Origin of the sequence: Streptomyces sp. SDT5-1 (assembly GCF_052245995.1) — a bacterium.
Lineage (GTDB): Bacteria > Actinomycetota > Actinomycetes > Streptomycetales > Streptomycetaceae > Streptomyces.
This window is the reverse complement of record NZ_CM125963.1, coordinates 3682923-3704892: the sequence shown is the minus strand read 5'-3', so window position 1 is coordinate 3704892 and position 21970 is coordinate 3682923. Positions and strand designations below refer to the sequence as shown.

Sequence of the window (21970 nt, the reverse complement as noted above, 5' to 3'; positions counted from 1 at the left end):
ATCGCACCATGGCTGTTGCAGAGCTAACACAATCGGCGCGCGCATAAGGTTGGTGGCATGACAGACCAGGCCCACGGCGCGGAATCGGATATTCCGGGCAAGCCGACTTCCGCTTCCCGCACGACGTTGTCGCACATCATGACGCACAACGACACCAATCTCCTCGGCACGGTGCACGGCGGCGTGATCATGAAATTGGTGGACGACGCGGCGGGCGCCGTGGCCGGTCGGCACTCGGGCGGGCCCGCGGTGACGGCCTCCATGGACGAGATGGCGTTCCTCGAGCCGGTGCGCGTGGGCGACCTGGTGCACGTGAAGGCGCAGGTGAACTGGACGGGGCGCACGTCGATGGAGGTGGGCGTGCGGGTCCTGGCCGAGCGCTGGAACGAGTCGACGCCCGCCCAGCAGGTCGGCTCGGCGTACCTGGTCTTCGCCGCCGTGGACTCCGACGGCAAGCCCCGCACGGTGCCCCCGGTCCTCCCGGAGACCGACCGCGACCGCCGCCGCTACCAGGAGGCCCAGATCCGCCGCCAGCACCGCCTGGCCCGCCGCCGCGCCATCAAGGAACTGCGGGACCGGTCCACCGACTGAGCCCGCCGCCCGTCACTTGCAGACGACCTGGTCCCCGGTGACGGCCCCGTACGAGCCCGGGTCCGCGTCCTGCGCCCGCACCGGCCTGATCCCCTTGTAGTCCGTCCCCGCGACGACCTTCAGGAGCGGCCCGAGGCCGTCCACCGCCTGCATCTCCGCCCCCGGCAGCGCCGCAGCCAGGGACTTCGCGGACCGGTCCCAGCCCGGGTCGTACTGCACGACCGTCCGCTCGGCGGTGCGGTCGTCCGCGTTGACGGGCGCCCCGGTCGTCCGGAACCCGGTGCCCTTCAGCGCCGAGTCGACCTTCTTGCCGAGCCCCGCGGACTTCGTCCCGTTCTCCACCTGCACGCGAATGTCACGCGGCGAGATGTCGACCACGGCCGCCTTCTTCGCCTTCGGCCGGTGCGCGGCGAGCGGCTTGTCCTCGCGCAGCGCCTTGAACAGCGCCGCGGACTTCTTGTCGTCCCACTTCACGGTGGAGCCGATGTTCGGCACCGGGTAGCTCATGTTCCCGATCGGCACGGTCGTGAACTCCGACGACGACGGCGAGAAGTTCCGCATCGCCCGCGCCAGGTTCACCATCTCGTCCGTCCCGAACCCCTTGTCGGCGCGGACCGAGCCGAGCGCCGTACCGGCGACGTCACGGAACCTGACCGGGTTGAGCAGTACGCCCGACGACGTCGCCTTCGAGATCAGCGCCGCCATGAACCGCTGCTGGCGCTGCATCCGGCCCAGGTCGCCGCCCCCGTCAAGGTGCCGGGCCCGCACGTACTGGAGGGCCTCACCGCCGTTGAGCCGGTGGGTGCCCGCCGCCATGTCGAGGCCGCTGTAGGAGTCCTTGAGCGGAGTGGCCGTGCAGATGTCGACGCCGCCCAGCTCGTCGACCGTCTTCATGAAGCTGGTGAAGTCGACCTCCAGGTAGTGGTCGAGCTTCACCTTCGTCATGTGCTCGACCGTGCGCAGCGTCAGCTGCGGCCCGCCCTCCGCGTACGCCGCGTTCAGCTTCACCGGGTGCTGGTGGTGCTTCTCGCCGCTGTTCTGGTCGGTGTGCGCGGGGATCTCCGCGTACGAGTCCCGGGGCAGGGAGACGACGGAGGCGCGCTCGTGGTCCGCCGAGATGTGCACGATCATCACGGTGTCCGTGCAGTGGCAGGGCGCGCCGCCGAGCTTGTACTTCCTGCGCTCCTCGTCACTGATCTTGTCGCGGCCGTCGGTGCCGACCAGCAGCACGTTCATGCCGTCGCCCGCGGCGGGACGGTTCTTCATGTCCTTGAAGGGGTCGATCCGGTGGATGCCGGAGCCGATGCCGGAGACGAGCGCGTGCCCGACACCGGCCGCGGCGAGCACCGTCACCGACAGCGCCGTCGCCACCCGCATGGCCCACCGTGACCTTCGCCTGGCCGGTGGCCTGCCCGGCCTGCGGGTCTGCCCCTGTGGGCGGGGCGGCCGCTGCGGACCGGGGGAGCGGGGCGGCGTGGGCACCTGGGGACACCTCCGCGACAGTGGGCATGGGACGCCAGCACAGTAGGCCCATACGATCTGCGGCCCGGGGAGCGACTCAGGGGCGCGCGTCGGTGTCCCCCATTAGCGGTAACGTGACCGGCGATGAACGCAACCGCCAACCCTGTCACGCAGCCCCCGGCCGTCTCCGTGATCATGCCCATCCTCAACGAGGAGCGGCACCTGAAGGAGGCCGTCGAGGCGATCCTGGCGCAGGAGTACGACGGCGAGATGGAGGTCGTGCTCGCGCTCGGCCCCTCGACCGACCGTACGGACGAGGTCGCGGCGCGGCTCGTCGCCGAGCACCCCAAGGTGTCCACGGTGCCGAACCCGACGGGCCGCACGCCCGCCGCCCTGAACGCCGCGATCAAGGCGTCCCGCCACCCGATCGTCGTCCGCGTCGACGGCCACGCCGCGCTCTCGCCCGGGTACATCGCCACCGCGGTCCGCCTCATGGAGGAGACCGGCGCGATGAACGTGGGCGGCATCATGAACGCCCAGGGCACCAACGCCTGGGAGCAGGCCGTCGCCGCCGCGATGACCTCGAAGATCGGCGTCGGCAACGCGGCGTTCCACACCGGCGGCGATGCGCAGCAGGCCGAGACGGTCTATCTGGGCGTCTTCCGTCGCGAGGTGCTGGAGAAGCTCGGCGGCTACAACGAGGAGTTCATCCGCGCCCAGGACTGGGAGCTGAACTTCCGCATCCGCGAGTCGGGCGGCCTGATCTGGTTCTCGCCCGACCTGAAGGTCGCCTACCGGCCCCGGCCCAGCGTGAAGGAGCTCGCGAAGCAGTACCGGAACTACGGCCGCTGGCGGCACGTCGTCGCCCGCTTCCACTCCGGCTCGATCAACCTGCGCTACCTCGCCCCGCCGACCGCCGTCTGCGCCATCGCCGTCGGCGTGGTGGTCGGCGTCGCCCTCACCCCCTGGGGCTTCGTGATCCCCGGCGGGTACCTCGCGGCGATCGTCGCGGGCTCGGTCCCGGCGGGCAAGGGGCTGCCCCTGAAGGCGCGCGCCCAGATCCCCGTCGCGCTCGCCACGATGCACATGACGTGGGGCTGGGGCTTCCTGACCAGCCCGAAGTCGCTGGCCAGGAAGGTCATCGCGTCGCGCAGGCCCGCCGTGCGGCAGGAGACCGCGGTCGGCTGACCGTCAACGTCACGTGAGGGCGCGGGAATTGGCATCCCGCGCCCTTCGTGCGCGCGCTACCAGGTGTAGCCCTGCTCCACCTTCATGCACGTCGAGTCGTCGGCGCCGTTCTGCGTCTGCTCCTTGTCCAGCGCCTTGCCCGCGTCCTCGTCGTCCGGCGACTCCTTCGGATAGGCGGTGCCCGTCCGCCAGTCGGCGCCCACGATCAGCGTCACCCCGGACACGTCCGTCGACTCCTCGACCGAACTCAGCGGAATCCCCAGGGACTTGGCGACCGCCTGCGCGTCACCCTCCAGGTCGGCCGACGGATAGCGGATCACCGTCTCGTCCTCCACCAGCGACCGCGACTGGTCGGGGACGGCCTGCGTGAAGCCCTTCGCGGTGAGGACCTGCGCCACCTGGGAGGCGCGGCCGGGCGCCGCGGGCGTCGTCGCCGTCCGCGTGCCGTTGCGGACCTGGACCGCGATCCGGTCGTCGGCCGCCGCCGGGTCGTCGGACGTCTCGTCCTTCGGCTTCTTCTTCGCGGCGTCCTTGTCCTTGCCGTCGAGCGCGATGTCGTCCCGGAGCAGCCGCCACAGCGTGTCGGCCTCCTTCTCCTTCGGCACCACGCGCGCACCCTCGTACACGAACGGCATCGTCGTCATCGTGATCCGGCCGGGCGCGGGGCGCTTCAGTTCGTTGCTCAGGTCGTACAGCTTCTTGACCGTGTCGAGGCCGTCGTCGACGCTCAGCGCGTCCGTCGCCTTCTCGGCGAGCGTGCGCAGCTTGCCGGGGTGGCTGAACGTCGCGTTCTTGCGCAGCTCGCGCACCATCGCGCTCATGTACATGTGCTGCGCCTTGGCGCGCGCGATGTCGCTGCCGTCCTCGAAGCCGTGCCGGGTCCGCAGCCACTGCAGGGCCTGCTCGCCCTTGACGTAGGTCGTGCCCTTCCTGAGCTTCAGGCCCGAGCCCTCGCCCGAGCTGTTGCGCGAGTACACGTTGGCGTCGACGCAGACCGGTACGCCGCCGACCGCGTCCGCCATCGACACCACGCCGGAGAAGTCGACCATCATGTAGTGGTCGATGTGGATGCCGGTCAGCTGCTCCCACGTGGCGACGGTGCAGCCGGGGCCGCCGCGGGACAGCGAGGAATTGATCATCTGCCGGGAGACGGTGGCCTCGTACACCTTGCCGTTCTCCGGGTCGGTGCACTTGGGCAGCCGCGTCAGGGTGTCGCGCGGCACGCTCACCACGGACATGTTGCTGCGGTCGGCCGACAGGTGGAGCAGCATCTGCACGTCGGCGAGCGGGGCGGCGCCCACGCTCTGCTTGTGCCCGCCGAGCTTCAGGTTCTCCTTGGTGTTCCGGCTGTCGGAGCCGATCAGGAGGATGTTCAGGGGGCTCTGGCCCGCCGCGTTCGGCGTCGGCGCGGGCACGTGGTGCTCGCCGAGATTGAGCTTGCCGGTCTCGAGGTTGGCGTTCAGGTGCCGGTAGTAGAGGTATCCGGCGCCAGCCGTGCCGAGGACCAGGAAGGCGAGGACGCCCACGGCCCAGCGCAGTATTCGTCGTCTGCGGCGGCGCGGCCTGACGCCCGCGCGCTGCTTGCCGCGGGCGGCACGGCCCCGGCTGTCCGCCTCGCTCTCCGCGGCGTCCCCGTCGTCCTCGTAGAGGCCGTCGTCCCACCCCAGGTCGGCTGCCGACCTGCCCGGTGGCGCGCTCCGCCCCGCGGGCCTTGTGCGCTCCCCACGCACGGTGCCTCGCCCCATGTCTCCCCGCCCTCCCCGCCCTGTGACAGCGCTCGGCCGCCCTCTGTCACTTGCTTAGACAGTCAACGGGCGGCCGAGGTTGGTCACTTGGCGCACACAGCCTTGTCCGCCGTTGTCTTGTCGACGTCCGGCGCCTTCGCCGACGCGCCGTCGATGGGTGTCCCCGCACCCTTGAAGTCGGCGCCGAGGATGAGGGTCATCGCCGGCAGCCCCTGATCGTTGGTCTCGCTCTTGCCTTCCTTCAGCGCGGACGCCGGAAGGCCCATGATGTCGGCGAGCCGACGGGCCTGGTCCGCCTGATCCGGCGCGTACTCCAGGCTCGTCTTCCCCTGATGCGGCTTGTTGCCCATCTGGCTCGACTTCAGCACGCCCTCATTGTTCTGCAGTTCCGTGAGAGTTTCCTGAGCGGCGCCGGTCCTGCCACTGCCGTTGTAGATGTTGACGCGGACCTCGGAGGCGGCGGACTTGGGGCCCTTGAGCTTCGCCGCCTGCTTCTCCTTCTGCTTCTTCTTGGTCTCCGTGAGGGAGACGTCGCTCTTGATGGCGTTGAACACCGGGTTCGCGGCGGCCTCGTTGACGACGACCGTCGCGTGGTAGCCCTTCTCCGCCGGGTTGTCGACCACGGGCACCGTCGTGAACGACAGGTTCTTCGGCGGCACCTTCTTCATCTCGAGGGCCAGGTCCTTGAGCTTGTTCAGGCTACCGATGCCCTTGTCGACGGTGAGCGCCTTGGTGGCCGCCTCGGCGAGGTTGGTCAGCTTGCGCGGGTTCGTGAGCGTGTCGCTGGAGCTCATCTTGCGGGCCAGCGAGCCCAGGAACTGCTGCTGCACCTTGATGCGGTCCAGGTCGCCCTGGTTGCCGAAGCTGTGCCGGGTGCGCAGGAAGGCCAGCGCCTGCTCGCCCTGGAGGTTGTGCGAGCCGGCCTTCAACTTGAGGTGCGAGTCCGGGTCGTTGACGTCCTTGGCGACACAGACGTTGACGCCGCCGACGGCCGTGGACAGCGTCTTCACCGCGTTGAAGTCCGCCATCATGAAGTGGTCGGGCTGCACGCCCGTCACCGACTTGACGGTCTTCATGGCGCAGCCCGCGTCCCGCTCGTCCTGGCCGAGGCTGGTGTTGAAGCGGACGTTCGGCGTGCCCTTGATGGTCCTGGTCGTGCCGTCCTTCTGCCGCACCTCGCAGTCCGGCACGTCGACGATGAGGTCGCGCGGGATGCTCAGCGCCGTCGCGTTCGTACGGTCCTTGGAGACGTGCAGCAGCACGTTCGTGTCGGCGTGGCCGACGCTGCCCTTGTCGCCGTAGCCCTCGTTGCCCTTGCCGGTGCGCTTGTCGGTACCGATGACGAGGATGTTGATCGCCTCGTCCTTCGCGAAGCCGTTCTTGGCGCCGACGACGTCCTGCGAGGTGATGTTGCCGTTGAGGTGCTCCCAGTACCAGTAGGCGGCTCCGGCGCCCACCACGACCACCATGGCCATGCCGCCCGCCGTCCACAGCAGGATCTTCTTGGCCTTCGACTTCTTCTTCGGCCGCGAACGCCGCCTGCCCGCCTCGGGCACCGGCTCGCGCCTTCTGCGCTGCGAGGGGACCTCGCGCCTGCCGCCACCACCGCGCTGGCCGCCGCCGCGCTGGCCCCCGGTGCGCGGGCCGTTGCCGCGCGGTGCGGCGCGGCGGGGGGTCGGCACTCCCGACTGCCCTGCGGAGGGGGTCAGTCGCAGTTCGTAGTCACCGGTGTGGGGGTTGAGCACCCACTGGTCTGCGGGGTCGATGTTCTCAGCCCGCCCACGGCCTTGCGCGTCCACGGTTGTCTGTGTCCTCCGTCGGGGCCACGCGGCGCCCCACCCCCCTTAAAGCGGGCGCCCGGTCAAGTCGGTCAGTAGTGCGCGACCGGGCTCGCAAGCATGGCCGGGTGCACCGGATCGCTCACACTATCCGCCCAGTTCAGCGTCAAGCGAGAACGGTGACAAATTCCACTCCCCTACAACTGGGCAATCCGGACCATTTCTTTGAACCTGTGAGCCACAAGATGACTTCGGCTTTACCCAGGGGTCGTTGAGGCGTCCTTCGGACGAGTGTTCTCAGCCGTCGGGATCAGCCGCAGGAGGCCGGTCCTGCCGTGTTGCCGCGGAACGTGGGGGCGGGGGAGGCGCCGGGTCCGTGGGCGGAAGGACCGTATTCGCCGTCGGTGCCGTATTCGTCCCGTGCGCCGTATTCCTCCTGCGGGGAGGGCTGTTCGGACACCTTCACGGGCGTGTCCTCGCGCAGCTGCTTGAAGAGACGCCCGGCCGCCGGCTGCACGAGCTGGTCGCGGTTGGCGTTGTAGGCGTACGACTCGCGGGGCACGGTCAGGAAGCGCACGCGCTCGGCCGGGATGCCGCGCATGCCGCGCACCAGGTCGTACAGGCCGCGCAGGCTGGCGAGGCCCGGGTCGGTGGTGAGCGAGGACGTGGCGGCGTCGAGCACCGGGTAGAGGCGCGTCGGGTTGAGCAGCACGCCGTTGCTCTGCACCTTCTGGACGAGCGCGCCGAGGAACCGCTGCTGACGGTCCATCCGGTCGGTGTCGCTGCCGTTGCCGAGGGTCTTGCGGGCGCGTACGTAGCCCAGGGCCTGCTCGCCGTTCAGGTGGTGGGTGCCCGCGGCCAGCCGGACGTGGGCGTCCTGGTCGTCGATGGGCCGGTCGAGGCAGACCGTGACGCCGCCGACTGCGTTCACCATGTCCTTGAACCCCTCGAAGTCGACGACCATGTGGTGGTCGATCCGGACGCCCGTCATCTTCTCGACCGTACGGATCGTGCAGGCCGAACCGCCCACCTCGAAGGCGTAGTTGAACATCGCGAACATGGCGTCGTGCCGGGTGCCGTCCGGCTGCCGGCAGGCCGGCACGTCGGTCATCAGGTCGCGCGGGAACGACACGGCGGTCGCGCTCTTCCGGTCCGCCGCGACGTGCAGCAGGATCGTGGTGTCGGAGCGCTGCGTGCCGTCGTTGCGGCCGTACTTCCCGTTCTTGCCCGCGCGCGAGTCGGAGCCGATGAGCAGCAGGTTCTGCGCGCCCTCGGCCAGCACGGTGGGGCGTTCCTTCTCGTAGCGGGCCAGCTCGGCGGCGGTGTCCGTGTCCTTGGTGATGTTCCCGTTGAGCCGGTCGTACGCCACCCAGCCGACGCCGCCCGCCACGAGCACGAGGAACGCCGCGCAGATCGCCGCGTACCGCAGCCATCTCCGGCGCCGCCGCACCCGCCCCGCCCCGGTGGGCGTGGATCCGTGGGCCGGCCCGGGTTCCGGGGGCGTGGCAGCGGATTCGGTCACGTACAGGTCCCCCTCGCGGAAACGTAGGCGTCCCTACGACCATGGACCCGGTCGCGCGAAGGGGCTGGGGGAGCTGAGCCGAACGGGCTAGCGCGCCGTCGTCGTGACGCGTTCGCTCTCCACGCGCTTGGCCAGGGCGTCCTCGTCGAGGCGGTCCAGGTTGCGGCAGAGGACGACGGAGCCGCCGGTGGCCAGGGGGGCGTACAGGCCCGCGGCGAGGCCCTGCCAGGTGTCGTACGGGAGCCCGGACAGCAGGCGCGAGCCGGGGCCCGTGAGGCCGAGGTCCGGTGCGTCGGCGGCGGCCTTCGCCACGACCTCCGCGCCCGTCCACTCCGCGCCCGCGACGACGAGCGCGGGCTCGTCCGGGTCGACCGGGGAGAAGGGGGCGAACTGGTCGCCCTGCCCCGGCACTTCCACCGCGTAGTCGTGGAAACCCTCGGGCGGCTGCGGGAACCGGCCGCCGAGCGGGCGCAGCGCGAGCGCGATCCGCTCCCCGGAGCAGGCGCGGGCGGCGTCCAGCGTGTCCGGCCCGCTGACGACGAGATCGGCGGCGGCCGGGTCCCCGCCCACGTCTGCGACGACCCCCACGGACGAGCAGGCCAGCAGCCACACGGCGGTCTGCCAGTGCGCGGGCAGCAACAGGGCCACCCGGTCGCCCGGTTCGGCGCTCAGCTCGCCCTGGAGCAGATTGCCGGTCTTGGCCACCCAGTTCGCGAGCGTGGCGACGGACAGCTCCACGCGCTCCCCGGTCGCGTCGTCGTAGAACGTGACGAGCGGTCGCCCCGGATCGTCCCGGAGCGCGGCCTGCAGAAGTTCGGCGGGAGTACGCGACACACCATTCACACCCCCACCCTACGCACACCCGTATGACCCACCCCGATGGCCGAGGTCCCCGGATCCGCACACGATCGTGCGCATGCGTGGATTCCTTGCTTCCTCGATCGGTGTCACCTGCGCCGCCGCCCTCTCCCTGCCCCTCACCCTCCCGGCCACCTCGAACGCCGCAGCGCCCCCCGCGCGCGAAGCGGTCCCCGGCAGCACCCAGTCCCTGCCCCTCGCCCCGCTGGCGTCGAGCACGGCGACCCGCGCCGCCGGCGTCCCCGCGGAACAGGGCCTGACCCGCCGGGACGTACGCCCGTTCTCCCTCGTCGGCGTCGTCTGGGACGACCCGGACGCCGTCCTCCACGGCGACGTCCAGGTGCGCACGCGCACCACGGACACCACCCGCTGGTCCTCCTGGCAGAACCTGGAGACCCACAACGACGACGCCCCCGACCCCGACACCCCCGAGCGCACCACCGGCCGGCTGCACGGCGCGACCGCACCCCTCTGGGTCGGCGACAGCGACGGCGTGGAGGTGCGCGTGAAGCCGGAGGCCCCGGGCGCCCCCGCGCACCCCGACGAGGCCCACCCCGACGACGTCCACTCCGGCGCCGACCGCGCCGAGTCCCCGGCCACCCTCCCGAAGGGCCTGCGCCTCGAACTCGTCGACCCCGGCGACGAACCCGCGCAGAGCGCCCGCGCCGAGGGGGCCGACCCCGGCGTCCTGCCCGCGCTCGACAAGAAGCAGACGGAGGACGAACTGATCGCGGCCCGCGGCGCGGACCCGGCCGCCGCCGCGGGCTCCCGCCCGTTCATCGGCCCGCGCCCGCGCATCATCACGCGCAAGGGCTGGGGCGCCGACGAGAAGCTCCGCGAGCGCAAGTTCGGCTACACGAAGACGGTGAAGGCCGCCTTCGTCCACCACAGCGCCTCCGGCAACAACTACCGCTGCTCGCAAGCCCCTTCCGTCATCCGCAGTATCTACCGCTACCACGTCAAGAGCAGCGGCTGGCGCGACATCGGCTACAACTTCCTCGTCGACAAGTGCGGAAACATCTACGAAGGCCGCGCCGGTGGTGTCACCAAGCCCGTCATGGGCGCACACACCCTCGGCTTCAACACCAACAGCACGGGCATCGCGGTCCTGGGCTCGTTCAGCAGCACGAAGCCGCCCGCCGCGGCCGTCAGGGCGATCGCCCGGCTCACCGCCTGGAAGCTCGGACTGCACGGCGCGAATCCGCGCGGGACGACATATCTGAAGTCGGGCGGTGGCAATCTCTACCGCAAGGGAAAGAATGTACGACTCAAGGTGATCTCCGGTCACAGGGACGGTTTCGCGACCGAATGTCCCGGACGCCAGCTCTACAACAAGCTCGGCAGCGCTCGCAGCAGCTCAGCCCGCCTCCAGGGTCGCTGACGCCGGCCGGCCTGGGCGCCTCGCACGGTCTGCATACACTGGCCGGCCGAAAGAAAATTCGGCCGGCCCCAGCAGGAAGCAGAGACGACAGGTGACAGAAGCGATCCTCCTGGTCGGCGGCAAGGGCACCAGACTCCGGCCACTCACGGTGAACACGCCGAAACCGATGGTCCCGGCGGCCGGTGTGCCGTTCCTGACGCACCAGCTCGCGCGCGCCAAGGCCGCGGGCGTCGACCACATCGTCCTGGCCACCTCGTACCTGGCGGAGGTCTTCGAGCCGTACTTCGGCGACGGCTCCCGCCTCGGTCTGCACCTGGAGTACGTCACCGAGGTCGAGCCCCTCGGCACCGGCGGCGCCATCCGCAACGTCGCCTCCCGCCTGCACTCGGGACCCGAAGAACCGGTCCTGATCTTCAACGGCGACATCCTGACCGGCCTCGACATCCGGGCCCTGGTCGACGAGCACGACACGTCGGGAGCGGACGTCTCCCTCCACCTGTCCCGCGTCGAGGACCCCCGCGCGTACGGACTGGTGCCCACCGACGCCACGGGCCGCGTGACGGCCTTCCTGGAGAAGCCCCAGACCCCCGAAGAGATCGTCACGGACCAGATCAACGCGGGTGCGTACGTCTTCCGCCGCTCGGTCATCGACACGATCCCGACGGGCCGCCCGGTCTCGGTGGAGCGCGAGACGTTCCCCGACCTGCTGTCCTCCGGCGCCCACCTCCAGGGCATGGTCGACTCCACCTACTGGCTCGACCTCGGCACGCCCCAGGCCTTCGTCCGCGGCTCCGCCGACCTGGTCATGGGCCGCGCCCCGTCGCCCGCCGTCCCCGGCCGCCGCGGCGACCGGCTCGTCCTGCCGACGGCCGAGGTGGCCCCCGACGCGAAGCTCACCGAGGGCACGGTCGTCTGCGAGGGCGCGCGCATCGGCGAGGGCGCCCGCGTCTCCGGCTCCACGATCCTCGCGGACGCCGTGATCGAACCGGGCGCGGTGGTCACGGACTCCCTGGTCGGCACGGGGGCCCGCGTGGGCGCCCGCACGATCCTCAAGGACGCGGTCATCGGTGACGGCGCCCACGTCGGCGCCGACAACGAACTCCGGTCCGGCATCCGCATCTGGTGCGACACCACCCTCCCCCCGTCCTCCATCCGCTTCTCGTCGGACCAGTAAGCCCAATCCAGCCCCTCGCGGCGCTTGAGCAGCGGGGTGCGGGGCAGCGCGGCTCCGGTGAATCCAGCCCCTCCGGCGTTTGAGGAGCGGGGTCCGGGGCGGAGCCCCGTGGCGTCGACCACCCCGCCCCGGAGGGGCACTTTCGGGAAGGGGCGGGTTGGGGGAGAAGAACCTCTACCCTCGAACGAACCCACCCGCCCCACAAGAAGGACCCCGTGGCCGGCCGCCGATACCCCCCGCACACCCCGAACGCGCCCACCCGCGCCACCCCGACGCCCCGCGTCCCCCACCAGTCCGCGACCGCCCACACCCACACCCCGACCACCCCCCTCCACACCGGCCTCACCCTCGGCCCCCTCCGCCGCGGCCCCGCCGACCCCACCTTCCGCACCACCCCCGACGGCACCGTGTGGCGCACCAGCCGCACCCCCGACGGCCCCGCCACCCTCCGCATCACCCAGCCCCACCCCGACGGCCCGGTCCACACGGAAGCCTGGGGCCCGGGCGCGGCATGGTTCCTGCGCCGCCTCCCCGACCTCCTCGGCGAGTCCGACGACCCCACGGCCTTCGAACCCCGCCACCGCCTGCTCGCCCGGACGACCCACCGCCGCCCCGGCCTCCGCCTCACCCGGACCGGCCTGATCCTCGAGTCCCTGATCCCGTCGATCCTGGAACAGAAGGTCACGACGGACGAGGCGTACCGCGCCTGGCGCCTGCTCCTGACGAAGTACGGCGAACCGGCCCCGGGCCCGGCAGGACCGGACCTGCGGATGCGCGTGATGCCGGACCCGCGCACCTGGGCGCTGATCCCGTCCTGGGAGTGGCACAAGGCGGGCGTCGACAACAAGCGCGCCTCGACGATCCTCCGCGCGGTCAAGGTCGCCCGCCGCCTGGAGGAAGCGGCGGACATGGACCCGTCGGCGGCCCGCACCCGCCTCGAACTCGTCCCCGGCATCGGCCCCTGGACCTCCGCGGAGACGGTCCAGCGCACGCACGGCGCCCCGGACGAGGTGACGACGGGCGATCTGCACCTGCCCGGCATCGTCGGCTACGCCCTCGCGGCGAACCGGGACGCCACGGACGAGGACATGCTGGAGCTCCTGGCCCCGTACGCGGGCCAGCGCCACCGCGCGGCCCGCCTGATCATGCTCAGCGGCGTATCGCCGCCCCGCAGGCAGCCCAAGATGCGCAAGGTGAACATCGCGGAGTGGTGAGGGGCCCGGCAGCCCTACCGCACCTCCACGAAGTCCTCCACGACCCGCTCGGGCCGCTCCCCGGGCGCCCCCGCTGCATGCCCCACCGCGACGGCCCCCATCGGGTCCCACGTCTCCGGCAGATCGAGCACGCGGCGCACCACGTCCCGGCAGAACATCGTCGACGACACCCACGCCGAGCCCAGCCGCTCCCCGGCGAGCGCGACCAGGAAGTTCTGCACCCCGGCGCCGGTCGCCACCACGAACATCTCCCGCTCGGCGGCGTCCCTCCGCTCGTCCCCGTAGGTGTGCGACCCGTCCATCACGAGGCAGGGCACCACCAGGTACGGCGCGTTGCGCAGCACGTCCCCGCGCCGCACCCGCTTCGCGATGGACTCCTCGCTCTTGCCGTCCCGCCGCAGATCCGCGATCCACTGGTCACGCATCGCGTCGAGCAACCGCGTCCGCGACTCCGCCGACTCCAGGAGCACGAACCGCCACGGCGTCGTGTGATGCGGCGCGGGCGCCGTGACGGCCGCGGCGACGGCCCGCCGCACGGCCCCCGGATCCACCGGCTCGTCGGTGAACGCCCGTACGGTCCGACGCTGCGTCACCGCCTCCCGTACCGCCTCCGACGTGCCGAGCCGGAACATGTCGTCGCGCGCGACCCGCACCAGCTCCCGCGCGGAGCCGCCCTCGTCCTGGACGACGGCCGCGCCGAGCCCGCGCACCACGGCGACCGGCAGTCCGCCGGCCTTGCCCTTCACGAGGTCGCCGGCGCCCGCCAGCTCGTCGGCGGTGGCGACGACGGTGGCGCCGAGCTGATTCCCGTACGCGTCCGTGCCGCCCCGCAGGTCGTCGAGCACGCGCACACCGGCCGCCCCGATGGCGACGTCGGTCAGCCCGTTCCGCCACGGTCTGCCGAAGGTGTCGGTGACGACGACGCCGACGTCCACGCCCAGCGCGTCCCGCAGCCCGTCCCGGATCGCGGCGGCGGAGGCGTCCGGGTCCTCGGGGAGCAGCAGCACCGTCCCCGCGGGCGTGTTGGAGGCGTCGACGCCGGCCGCGGCCATCACGAGCCCCAGCTTGTTCTCGACGATCCGCAGCGCCCCGCGGCGCGCCACGACCCGTACGGTCTCGGCGTCGATCGCGGCCTCCCGGTCGTCGGCCGCGAGCACCCGCCCCTCCGCCTTGCTGACGATCTTCGAGGTGACCAGCAGCACGTCACCGTCGACGAGACCCGGCTCTGCGGCGGCGATCAGCTTCGCGAGGTCGTCGCCCTCCCGCACCTCGGGGATCCCGGGGACGGCCCACGCCCGGAACGAAGGGACCTGCGTCACGCGCCCCGCACCTCCTCCGCGAGCCTGAGCGCCTCGCGCGCCATCTCGGCGGCGGCGGTGCCCTCCTCGGGGTCGGTCATCATCAGCGGCACGGCCCGGCACGGGATCCCGGCCGCCTCGACGCGGGGCACGGCCTTCTCGTCGACCGTGTCGACCAGCCAGCCGTCGAGCAGGCCCGTCCCGTAGTGCTCGGCGACGGCCGCCGCGCTGGACTCCACGCCGACGGCCGCGAGCACCTTGTCCGCCATGCCGCGCACCGGCGCGTCGCCGACGATCGGCGAGAGGCCGACGACGGGGGCGGCCGACTCGGCGATGGCCTCGCGGATGCCCGGCACCGCCAGGATCGTGCCGACGCTCACCACGGGGTTCGACGGCGGGAAGAGGATCACGTCGGCCTCGGCGATGGCCTCCAGGACGCCCGGCGCGGGCTTCGCCTGCTCGGCGCCGACCGGCACGACGGCCTGCGCGTCCACGGAGGCGCGCAGCTTCACCCAGTACTCCTGGAAGTGCACGGCCTTGCGCTCGCCGTCGACGTCCACCGCGACGTGCGTCTCCACGCGGTCGTCCGACATGGGGAGCAGCCGCACGCCCGGCTTCCACCGCTCGCAGAGCGCCTCGGTGACCGCGCTGAGCGGGTAGCCCGCGCTCAGCATCTGCGTACGGACGATGTGGGTCGCGAAGTCCCGGTCGCCGAGGCCGAACCACGAAGGCCCCACCCCGTACGCCGCGAGCTCCTCCTTGACCGTGAACGCCTCGTCCGTGCGCCCCCAGCCCTGCTCCTCGTTGATGCCGCCGCCGAGCGTGTACATCACCGTGTCGAGGTCCGGACAGACCTTCAGACCGAAGAGGTGGATGTCGTCCCCGGTGTTGCCGATGACCGTGATGTCCGCGTCCGGGGCGGCCCGCTTGAGACCGCGAAGGAACCGGGCACCACCGATGCCGCCTGCCAGAACCACAATGCGCATGTGCCCAGCATCGCAGGCAGGTCTGACAGCGCGTCGACTGGCTGCCGGGTCTCAGGCGGTGACGCCCTCGGCGACCGAGCAGGACGGGGAGTGCATCGGCATCTCGGTCAGTCCGGGGAAGTAGACGTGCAGGCTGACCGCGGGCTCCAGCGAGTCGTTGACGACCTCGTGGACGTAGCCCGGCGCGAAGACGCGCTGCGCGCCCGCGGAGAGAGCGCGCACGCCCCCTTCCGTACGCTCCGTCAGTTCGCCCTGGAGCAGGGTCAGTACGGCGGACGAGGGCCCGTGGTCGTGGCGGCCGCTGCCCTGTCCGGGCAGCCAGGACAGGAGCCACACCTCGTAGCCGGGGCCGGTGCGCAGGCGGTGGTACCAGCGGGTCGTGGCGTCGTACTCGACCAGGTGCTCCCACTGGGAGCGGTCGGCGGCGAGGGAGCGCGCCAGGCCGACGAATTCGGCCACCGTCTCGGGGTGTTCCCGGGCGGGCTGGAGCAGGTGCTGGACTTCGAGCAGGTCGCCGGCGATCTGGAGGTCGCTGTCGCTGTTCATGGGGTGGTGGTGTTCCTCGAGGAAGTGCGGTGCGCAGGGCCGTACTGGGGATGAGAATGCAGCGAGGTCGGAGCCGACGGGCTCAACGACTCAACAGCTGGAACAGCAACAGCAACAGCACGCGAGGGCAGCGCGGACGGACCCGGCGGTGCGGGTCGTCGAGGGTGCCGAAGTCGCGAGCATGCCCATCAGGACACCGGGTCATGCCCTCGTTGTCAACCCAATGTCCGGATTGTGGAATATGGTTCACCTCATCCGGTGCCCTTGGCAGGCGAAAGGTTTGTGCAGTCGGGCCACGGGACATGTGGCGCAGCAACCCGGCGCGCAAACGCCGTTGCGATCCCGTGATCCGAATGTGATCCGGTTCGCTTCGCGGGTGCCACCGGAACGGCGCGAATCTTCGGGGCGTCCTTCTTTATGAGGTCGCCGGCTCCACATGAGCCGCGGGCAAGTGTCATGGTTTTTGGCGATTTGAACACTTTCCGCATAGCCTTGGTTCCGCAGAGTGAATAAGGGGCCCAATAGCAGATCTCGGCTTGACTGCCCCGGATCGGCACACTTGTAATTTCACTCGTGTCGTTCAGCCGAAATCGGTAACGGCAACATCACGGGGACGCACGGACAGACGAGGGGCGCACTATGACCGAGTCGTTTCAGGATCTGCTGGTCGAGGACGCGGAAGAAGAACTCGGCTGGCAGGAGCGCGCGCTGTGCGCCCAGACCGACCCCGAATCCTTCTTCCCCGAGAAGGGCGGCTCCACGAGAGAGGCCAAGAAGGTCTGCCTCGCGTGCGAGGTCCGCTCCGAGTGCCTCGAATACGCGCTCGCCAATGACGAGCGCTTCGGAATCTGGGGAGGCCTCTCCGAGCGCGAGCGACGCCGGCTGAAGAAGGCCGCCGTCTAGTCCCCGAGACGTGCGGCGCTTCGGCCCGCTGCCGGTGGTTGTCCACAGGCGGCGGGTCGCTTTTGTTGGCAGCCGTTAGTGTGGGGCCCCGTCCCGGACGCCACCGTGTCCCCAGTGGGCGCGGGCGTCCACCGCAGTCCAACGAACCGGGGCCCGTACCTCGATGTCCGTGCACAGCCACTCGGCAGGCCAATTCGGCGCTGCCGCCGCCGCGTTCAACCCGGGGCCCGCCACAGGGGTCGACCCGAGCAGCGCCCCCGAGTTCCCCAGGCATGTCGTCACCGCGGTCGTCGTCTCGCACGACGGGGCGCGCTGGCTGCCCGACGTCCTGTCAGGTCTGCTCTCCCAGGAGCGCCCCGTACAGAACGCGATGGCGGCCGACACCGGCAGCGCCGACGACTCCGCCGCGCTCCTCGCGCGCGCCATCGGTGACGACCGCGTGCTGCACCTCGCGCGCCGCACCGGCTTCGGCCAGGCGGTCGAGGAGGCCGTGCGCAGCGCGGGCGTCCTCACCCCCGAAGAACTTCCGTACCTGAAGCGGCCGAGCGGCTGGGACCCCGTCAGCCGCTCCTGGCGCGACGAGGCGTACGACCTCCCGGACCTGCCGCACGGCGAGCCCGAGCAGTGGCTGTGGCTGCTGCACGACGACTGCGCGCCCGAGCCCGACGCGCTCGCCCAGATGCTGCGCGTCGTCGAGATGGAGCGCGAGGCGGGCGCCGACGTCGCGATCGTCGGCCCCAAGCTGCGCGGCTGGTACGACCGCAGGCAGCTGCTCGAGGTCGGCGTCTCCATCGCCAACTCCGGCCGCCGCTGGACCGGTCTCGACCGCCGCGAGCAGGATCAGGGACAGCACGACCACGTGCGCCCCGTGCTCTCCGTTTCCACCGCCGGAATGCTGATCCGGCGTGATGTCTTCGAGCAGCTCGGCGGGTTCGACCGCAGGCTGCCGCTGATGCGTGACGACGTCGACCTGTGCTGGCGCGCCCAGGCCGCGGGACACCGCGTGCTCGTCGCTCCCGAGGCCGTCGTGCGGCACGCCGAGGCCGCGTCCCGCGAGCGCCGCACCGTCGACTGCGTCGGCCGCACCGCCACGTCCCCGCACAAGGTGGACAAGGCGGGCGCCGTCTACACCCTGCTCGCCAACGCGCGCGGGGCGACGCTTCCCTGGGCCCTGGTCCGCCTCGTGTTCGGCACGCTGCTGCGCACGCTCGCGTACCTCGTCGGCAAGGTGCCGGGACAGGCCTTCGACGAGATCACCGGCCTCCTCGCGACGCTGCTGCGGCCCGGCCGGATCCTCGCCGCCCGCAGACGGCGCGGCAAGGGCGTCGTCGACTCCAAGGAGCTGCGCCCGCTGTTCCCGCCGCCGGGAGCGACGGTGCGGCTCACCGTCGAGCAGGTGGCGGGGAACCTCTTCGGCGCCTCCGACCCGGAGACCGCAAGGGCGGGCCGGCACGGCGGCGGTGGCCTCGTGTCGCCCGACGACCCCGAGTACCTGAGGGTCGAGCGGTTCGCGCGCCTCAAGCGCATCGCCCGCAACCCGGGACCCGTGCTCCTCGTGGTGCTGCTGCTCGTCTCCCTCATCGCCTGCCGAGGGCTGCTCGGCGGCGGGGCGCTCGCGGGCGGCGCGCTGCTGCCCGCCCCCGCCGACGCCTCCGAGCTGTGGTCCCGGTACATCGACGCCTGGCACGCCACCAGCACCGGCGGCACCCAGGCGGCGCCCCCGTACCTGGCGCTGCTCGCGACCCTCGCCTCCGTGCTGTTCGGCTCCACCGGGCTCGCCGTCACCGTGCTGCTCGTCGGCTCGGTGCCGCTCGCCGGACTCACCGCCTACTTCGCCTCCAGGCCGCTCGTCACCTCGCGCCTCCTGCGCGCGTGGGCGGCCGTCGCGTACGCCTTCCTGCCCGCCGTCACCGGCGCGCTCGCGGGCGGCCGCATCGGCACCGCCGTCCTCGCGATCCTGCTGCCGCTCATCGCGCGCGCGGGTCTCGCCGCCTCCGGCCTGACGCACCCTCAGGGCACCCGCGGCAGCTGGCGGGCCACCTGGGCGTACGCGCTGCTGCTCACGATCACGACGGCCTTCACGCCGATCGTGTGGCCCATCGCGCTCGTCCTCGGCATCGCCCTCCTCGTGGTGCGGCGCACCGACATCACCGCCTACGGGCTGCGTTTCCTGGCCGCGCTCGGCACGCCGCTGCTGATGCTCGCCCCGTGGTCGCTCTCGCTGCTCCCGTTCGGCTTCTTCACCGAGGCCGGGCTCCCGTACGGCGAGGGGGCCGCGTCCGGACTCGGACTGCTCGGCGCGTCGCCGGGCGGCGCGGGCACCACGGGCAGCCTGCTGCTCATCGGCATCGTCCTCGCCGCGCTCGCCGCGCTGCTCCGCCACGAGCGGCGCCTCGCGATCCTCACGGCCTGGGCCGTCGCCTTCGTGGCCCTCGTCTTCGCGGCCCTGTCGAACGGGTCGGCGTGGGCAGGCCCCGCCACCCTCGTCTACGGCATCGCGCTGCTGGCCGCCGCCGCGCTCGGCGCCGACGGCGCGCGCTCGCGCGTGGCCGAGCAGAGCTTCGGCTGGCGCCAGCCGGTGGCCGCGCTCATCGCGTTCGCCGCCGCGGCCGGACCCGTGCTGCTCGCCGCCGGCTGGATGATCGGCGGCGCCGACGGGCCGGTGGAGCGCCGCGACCCGGTGCAGGTGCCCGCGTTCGTCGCCGAGGAGGCCGGCACCCGCGACCAGGCCCGCACGCTCGTCATGGACGGCTCCACGGGCGACGTCGCGTACTCGCTCGTCCGCGGCGCAGGCGCGCGCCTCGGCGACGGCGAGCTGACCCGCGCGGCGGGCGAGAACGCCAAGCTCGACAAGGTCGTCGCCAACCTGGTCGCGGGCTCCGGCGCCGACCAGGCCGACCAGCTCGGCGGCTTCGCCGTGCGCTACGTCCTCGTACGGGACGGCGCGCCGCGCGAGATGAGCCGGGTCCTCGACGCGACGCCCGGCCTGACCCGGCTCAGCCAGCAGGACGGCACGGCGCTGTGGCGCGTCGACCGGCAGGTGGCGCGCGCCGTCGTCCTGCCGAAGGCCGGCGTGGGGTCCACATCGGAGGGCGTCGTGCCCGTCGCGGCGGGCCCCGTGGAACTGCACACGAAGGTGCCGCAGGGCAGCAACGGCCGCGTTCTGCGCCTCGCGGACCAGGCCGCCGAGGGCTGGACCGCCACGCTCGACGGCGAGGAGCTGCCGAAGACCACCGTCGACGGCTGGGCGCAGGGCTTCGTGCTGCCCGCCTCGGGCGGCACGCTGAACGTCACGTACGACGCGCCGATCACGCACACCCTCTGGCTGTGGGCGCAGGGCGCGCTCGCCGTCGTCCTCGTGGTGCTCGCCCTGCCGGGGCGGCGCGAGAACGTCGACGACGACCTGCCGGACGAGCCCGTGGTGACCGCCGAGGACCTCGCGGGCGACGGCCGCAGGGCCCGCCGCCTGCGCGCCCAGGCCGAGGCCGAGCAGGCCGCCCAGGCGCTGCAGGTGCCCCAGCAGGCCCCCGGCGAGCCCGGAACCCCCGTGCCTCCTCCTCCGGAGGAGGCCCCGGTCGCCGACATCCCGCACCAGCAGCCGTACGGCGAGTGGGAGCAGCCCAGCTACGCGGGCGCCGAGTACGGCACCTACGCGGCGGGGGAGCAGCAGTACCAGGGCGGCTACGGCTACGACCAGCAGGCCGACCCCTACCAGGCGGGCCAGTACGACCCGTACGCGTACGGCGGCTACGGGCAGCCCCCGCAGTACGACCCGGCGTACGAGCAGCAGCACGGCCACGGCAACGGCGCCGACAGTGAGCGCCCCGACGGGAGCCAGCAGTGAACCGCACGACCCTGTCCCTGATCGCCGCGGTGACGGCCCTGGCCGCCGTCACCGGGTTCGCCGCCGCCACGACGCCCGGCGAGGAGGCCCCCGCCAAGGCCGCGGCGCGCCTCCCGGTCGAGCGCTCCAGCCTGCTGTGCCCCGAGCCCAGCCAGTCCGACCTCGCCGAGACCGCGTACACCTCGTTCACGCCCGAGACGAAGGGCACCGAGGGGGCGGGCACGGCGCAGCTGTCGCCCGCCAAGGGCGGCAAGGAGGGCAAGGCGGTCGTCACCCCGAAGAAGCCCGGCACGCCCGCCGCGGGCGACGCCACGGGCGCGGACGCCCCCGCGCTGGCCGGCACCGCCGACGGCGCCCTCGCGCCCGGCTGGACCGTGCAGCAGACCACCAGCGTCACCGCGGGCGCGGGCCGCGGCCTGCTCGGCGTGAACTGCTCGGAGCCCGACACGGACTTCTACTTCCCCGGGGCGAGCACCGCCAAGGGCCGCAGCGACTATGTGCATCTCACCAACCCGGACGACGAGGCCGCGGTCGTGGACGTGCAGATGTACGGCCCCGACGGACCGGTGAAGTCCGACGTGGGCGAGGGCATCACCGTGGGCCCGCACTCCAGCGTCCCGGTGCTGCTGTCGACGCTGACCGACAAGGCGTACCCGAACCTGACGCTGCACGTGACCGCGCGCAGCGGCCGCGTCGGGGCGGCGCTCTCCGACGTGGACGACAAGGAAGGCGGCGACTGGCTCCAGGCCGCCGCCGACCCCGCCGGCTCGCTCGTGCTGCCCGGCATCCCCAAGGACGCCACGAACGTCCGCCTGATCGCCTTCGCGCCCGGCCAGGACGACGCCGACCTCAAGGTCCAGCTCGCCACCTCCAGCGGCAAGATCGCGCCCGCCGGGCACGACACGCTGCACCTGAAGTCGGGCATGACGACGGCCGCCGACCTCGGCGCCGTGACGCGCGGCGACGCGGGATCGCTGTTCCTGACGCCCACGGAGGGCTCGGTGCCCGTCGTGGCCGCCCTGCGCGTCACCCGCGGCAAGGGGGCCGACCAGGAGACCGCGTTCATCCCCGCCACGAAGAGCATCGGCGCCCGCGCCACGGTCGCCGACAACCGCTCCAAGGGCTCCACGCTCGCCCTGACCGCCCCCGGGGCGACCGGCAAGGTCAAGGTCACGGCGTCCCCCGGCACCGAGGGCGGCACCCCGGTCACCAAGGAGTACACGGTCAAGGGCGGTACGACCCTCTCGGTCACCCCGCCCGTGCCGTCCGGCCTGAAGGGCAGCTACGCGCTGACGGTGGAGCCGGTCTCCGGCGGCCCGGTGCACGGCTCCCGGATGCTGGAGAAGAAGCAGGGCTCCGTGCCCGCGTTCACGGTGCAGACGCTGCCGGACGACCGGGGCATGGTGTCCGTGCCGCAGGCCGACGAGGACCTCTCGGTGGTCCAGAAGTAGGGCGCCTCAGGGAAGCGGGCGCGCGGCGGG

The 21970-nt window shown here is 72.2% G+C and carries 16 protein-coding genes; 8 read left to right on the top strand and 8 right to left on the bottom strand.

Going from position 1 to position 21970, the window contains the following annotated elements; all coding sequences use genetic code 11:
- The first annotated feature begins 57 nt into the window (after window positions 1-57).
- The gene (locus ACTWJ8_RS17150; protein ID WP_356384521.1) at window positions 58-591 is read left to right on the top strand and encodes an acyl-CoA thioesterase; all 534 of its coding nucleotides are present in this window, start codon (window positions 58-60) and stop codon (window positions 589-591) included.
- Window positions 592-603: 12 nt separating this feature from the next.
- Here the strand turns inward: ACTWJ8_RS17150 and ACTWJ8_RS17145 are convergent, their stop codons facing one another.
- On the bottom strand, window positions 604-2073 hold the full coding sequence (locus tag ACTWJ8_RS17145) for an LCP family protein (RefSeq protein ID WP_356384524.1): 1470 nt from the start codon (window positions 2071-2073) through the stop codon (window positions 604-606).
- 123 nt (window positions 2074-2196) lie between these two features.
- Here ACTWJ8_RS17145 and ACTWJ8_RS17140 point away from each other — a divergent pair, with 123 nt between their 5' ends.
- Window positions 2197-3240 carry a glycosyltransferase family 2 protein gene (locus ACTWJ8_RS17140; protein ID WP_443264370.1) on the top strand — a complete coding sequence of 348 codons (1044 nt, stop codon included), beginning with the start codon at window positions 2197-2199 and terminating at the stop codon, window positions 3238-3240.
- A gap of 56 nt (window positions 3241-3296) precedes the next feature.
- Here ACTWJ8_RS17140 and ACTWJ8_RS17135 read toward each other — a convergent pair whose 3' ends face one another.
- The 4 genes from ACTWJ8_RS17135 to ACTWJ8_RS17120 all read right to left on the bottom strand — a co-directional run bounded on the left by ACTWJ8_RS17135 (window position 3297) and on the right by ACTWJ8_RS17120 (window position 9128).
- Window positions 3297-4985 carry an LCP family protein gene (locus ACTWJ8_RS17135; RefSeq protein ID WP_356384530.1) on the bottom strand — a complete coding sequence of 563 codons (1689 nt, stop codon included), beginning with the start codon at window positions 4983-4985 and terminating at the stop codon, window positions 3297-3299.
- 83 nt (window positions 4986-5068) lie between these two features.
- Window positions 5069-6784 carry an LCP family protein gene (locus ACTWJ8_RS17130; RefSeq protein WP_443264368.1) on the bottom strand — a complete coding sequence of 572 codons (1716 nt, stop codon included), beginning with the start codon at window positions 6782-6784 and terminating at the stop codon, window positions 5069-5071.
- A 289-nt stretch (window positions 6785-7073) separates the two neighbouring features.
- The gene (locus ACTWJ8_RS17125) at window positions 7074-8285 is read right to left on the bottom strand and encodes an LCP family protein (protein ID WP_356384536.1); all 1212 of its coding nucleotides are present in this window, start codon (window positions 8283-8285) and stop codon (window positions 7074-7076) included.
- Between the two features lie 87 nt (window positions 8286-8372).
- Entirely contained in the window at window positions 8373-9128 is a 756-nt protein-coding gene (locus ACTWJ8_RS17120) for a TIGR03089 family protein (protein ID WP_356384539.1), read from the bottom strand.
- A gap of 73 nt (window positions 9129-9201) precedes the next feature.
- Between ACTWJ8_RS17120 and ACTWJ8_RS17115 the strand changes: the two genes are divergently transcribed.
- The 3 genes from ACTWJ8_RS17115 to ACTWJ8_RS17105 all read left to right on the top strand — a co-directional run bounded on the left by ACTWJ8_RS17115 (window position 9202) and on the right by ACTWJ8_RS17105 (window position 12912).
- Complete coding sequence (locus ACTWJ8_RS17115; protein ID WP_356384542.1) at window positions 9202-10524, top strand: peptidoglycan recognition protein family protein; 1323 nt, start codon at window positions 9202-9204, stop codon at window positions 10522-10524.
- 91 nt (window positions 10525-10615) lie between these two features.
- Window positions 10616-11698 carry a sugar phosphate nucleotidyltransferase gene (locus ACTWJ8_RS17110; RefSeq protein WP_443264366.1) on the top strand — a complete coding sequence of 361 codons (1083 nt, stop codon included), beginning with the start codon at window positions 10616-10618 and terminating at the stop codon, window positions 11696-11698.
- Window positions 11699-11913: 215 nt separating this feature from the next.
- Entirely contained in the window at window positions 11914-12912 is a 999-nt protein-coding gene (locus tag ACTWJ8_RS17105; protein ID WP_443264364.1) for a DNA-3-methyladenine glycosylase family protein, read from the top strand.
- Between the two features lie 14 nt (window positions 12913-12926).
- On the opposite strand, the gene ACTWJ8_RS17100 is transcribed toward ACTWJ8_RS17105, so the two are convergent.
- From ACTWJ8_RS17100 to ACTWJ8_RS17090, 3 genes are read right to left on the bottom strand one after another with little or no spacing between them, the layout of a single operon-like run.
- Window positions 12927-14231 carry a coenzyme F420-0:L-glutamate ligase gene (locus ACTWJ8_RS17100; protein WP_443264363.1) on the bottom strand — a complete coding sequence of 435 codons (1305 nt, stop codon included), beginning with the start codon at window positions 14229-14231 and terminating at the stop codon, window positions 12927-12929.
- Complete coding sequence (cofD, locus tag ACTWJ8_RS17095) at window positions 14228-15196, bottom strand: 2-phospho-L-lactate transferase (RefSeq protein WP_443264361.1); 969 nt, start codon at window positions 15194-15196, stop codon at window positions 14228-14230. The genes ACTWJ8_RS17100 and cofD overlap by 4 nt, the downstream gene beginning before the upstream one ends.
- Window positions 15197-15247: 51 nt before the next feature.
- Window positions 15248-15742: a cysteine dioxygenase gene (locus ACTWJ8_RS17090; protein ID WP_443264359.1), complete on the bottom strand. Its 495-nt coding sequence runs from the start codon at window positions 15740-15742 to the stop codon at window positions 15248-15250.
- 639 nt (window positions 15743-16381) lie between these two features.
- On the opposite strand from ACTWJ8_RS17090, the gene ACTWJ8_RS17085 reads away from it, so the two are divergent.
- The 3 genes from ACTWJ8_RS17085 to ACTWJ8_RS17075 all read left to right on the top strand — a co-directional run bounded on the left by ACTWJ8_RS17085 (window position 16382) and on the right by ACTWJ8_RS17075 (window position 21940).
- Window positions 16382-16645, top strand: a complete 264-nt coding sequence (locus ACTWJ8_RS17085; protein ID WP_127831770.1) for a WhiB family transcriptional regulator — start codon at window positions 16382-16384, stop codon at window positions 16643-16645.
- A 163-nt stretch (window positions 16646-16808) separates the two neighbouring features.
- Entirely contained in the window at window positions 16809-20489 is a 3681-nt protein-coding gene (locus tag ACTWJ8_RS17080; RefSeq protein ID WP_443264358.1) for a glycosyltransferase, read from the top strand.
- Window positions 20486-21940, top strand: a complete 1455-nt coding sequence (locus ACTWJ8_RS17075) for a DUF5719 family protein (protein WP_356384563.1) — start codon at window positions 20486-20488, stop codon at window positions 21938-21940. The genes ACTWJ8_RS17080 and ACTWJ8_RS17075 overlap by 4 nt, the downstream gene beginning before the upstream one ends.
- Window positions 21941-21970: the final 30 nt, after the last annotated feature.

What these genes read in the sequence shown, in the direction of transcription:
- cofD (WP_443264361.1), bottom strand. Translation starts at nt 15,196, where the DNA reads ATGCGCATTGTGGTTCTGGCAGGCGGCATCGGTGGTGCCCGGTTCCTT.
- ACTWJ8_RS17085 (WP_127831770.1), top strand. Translation starts at nt 16,382, where the DNA reads ATGACCGAGTCGTTTCAGGATCTGCTGGTCGAGGACGCGGAAGAAGAA.
- ACTWJ8_RS17150 (WP_356384521.1), top strand. Translation starts at nt 58, where the DNA reads ATGACAGACCAGGCCCACGGCGCGGAATCGGATATTCCGGGCAAGCCG.
- ACTWJ8_RS17135 (WP_356384530.1), bottom strand. Translation starts at nt 4,985, where the DNA reads ATGGGGCGAGGCACCGTGCGTGGGGAGCGCACAAGGCCCGCGGGGCGG.
- ACTWJ8_RS17115 (WP_356384542.1), top strand. Translation starts at nt 9,202, where the DNA reads ATGCGTGGATTCCTTGCTTCCTCGATCGGTGTCACCTGCGCCGCCGCC.
- ACTWJ8_RS17080 (WP_443264358.1), top strand. Translation starts at nt 16,809, where the DNA reads ATGTCCGTGCACAGCCACTCGGCAGGCCAATTCGGCGCTGCCGCCGCC.
- ACTWJ8_RS17090 (WP_443264359.1), bottom strand. Translation starts at nt 15,742, where the DNA reads ATGAACAGCGACAGCGACCTCCAGATCGCCGGCGACCTGCTCGAAGTC.
- ACTWJ8_RS17140 (WP_443264370.1), top strand. Translation starts at nt 2,197, where the DNA reads ATGAACGCAACCGCCAACCCTGTCACGCAGCCCCCGGCCGTCTCCGTG.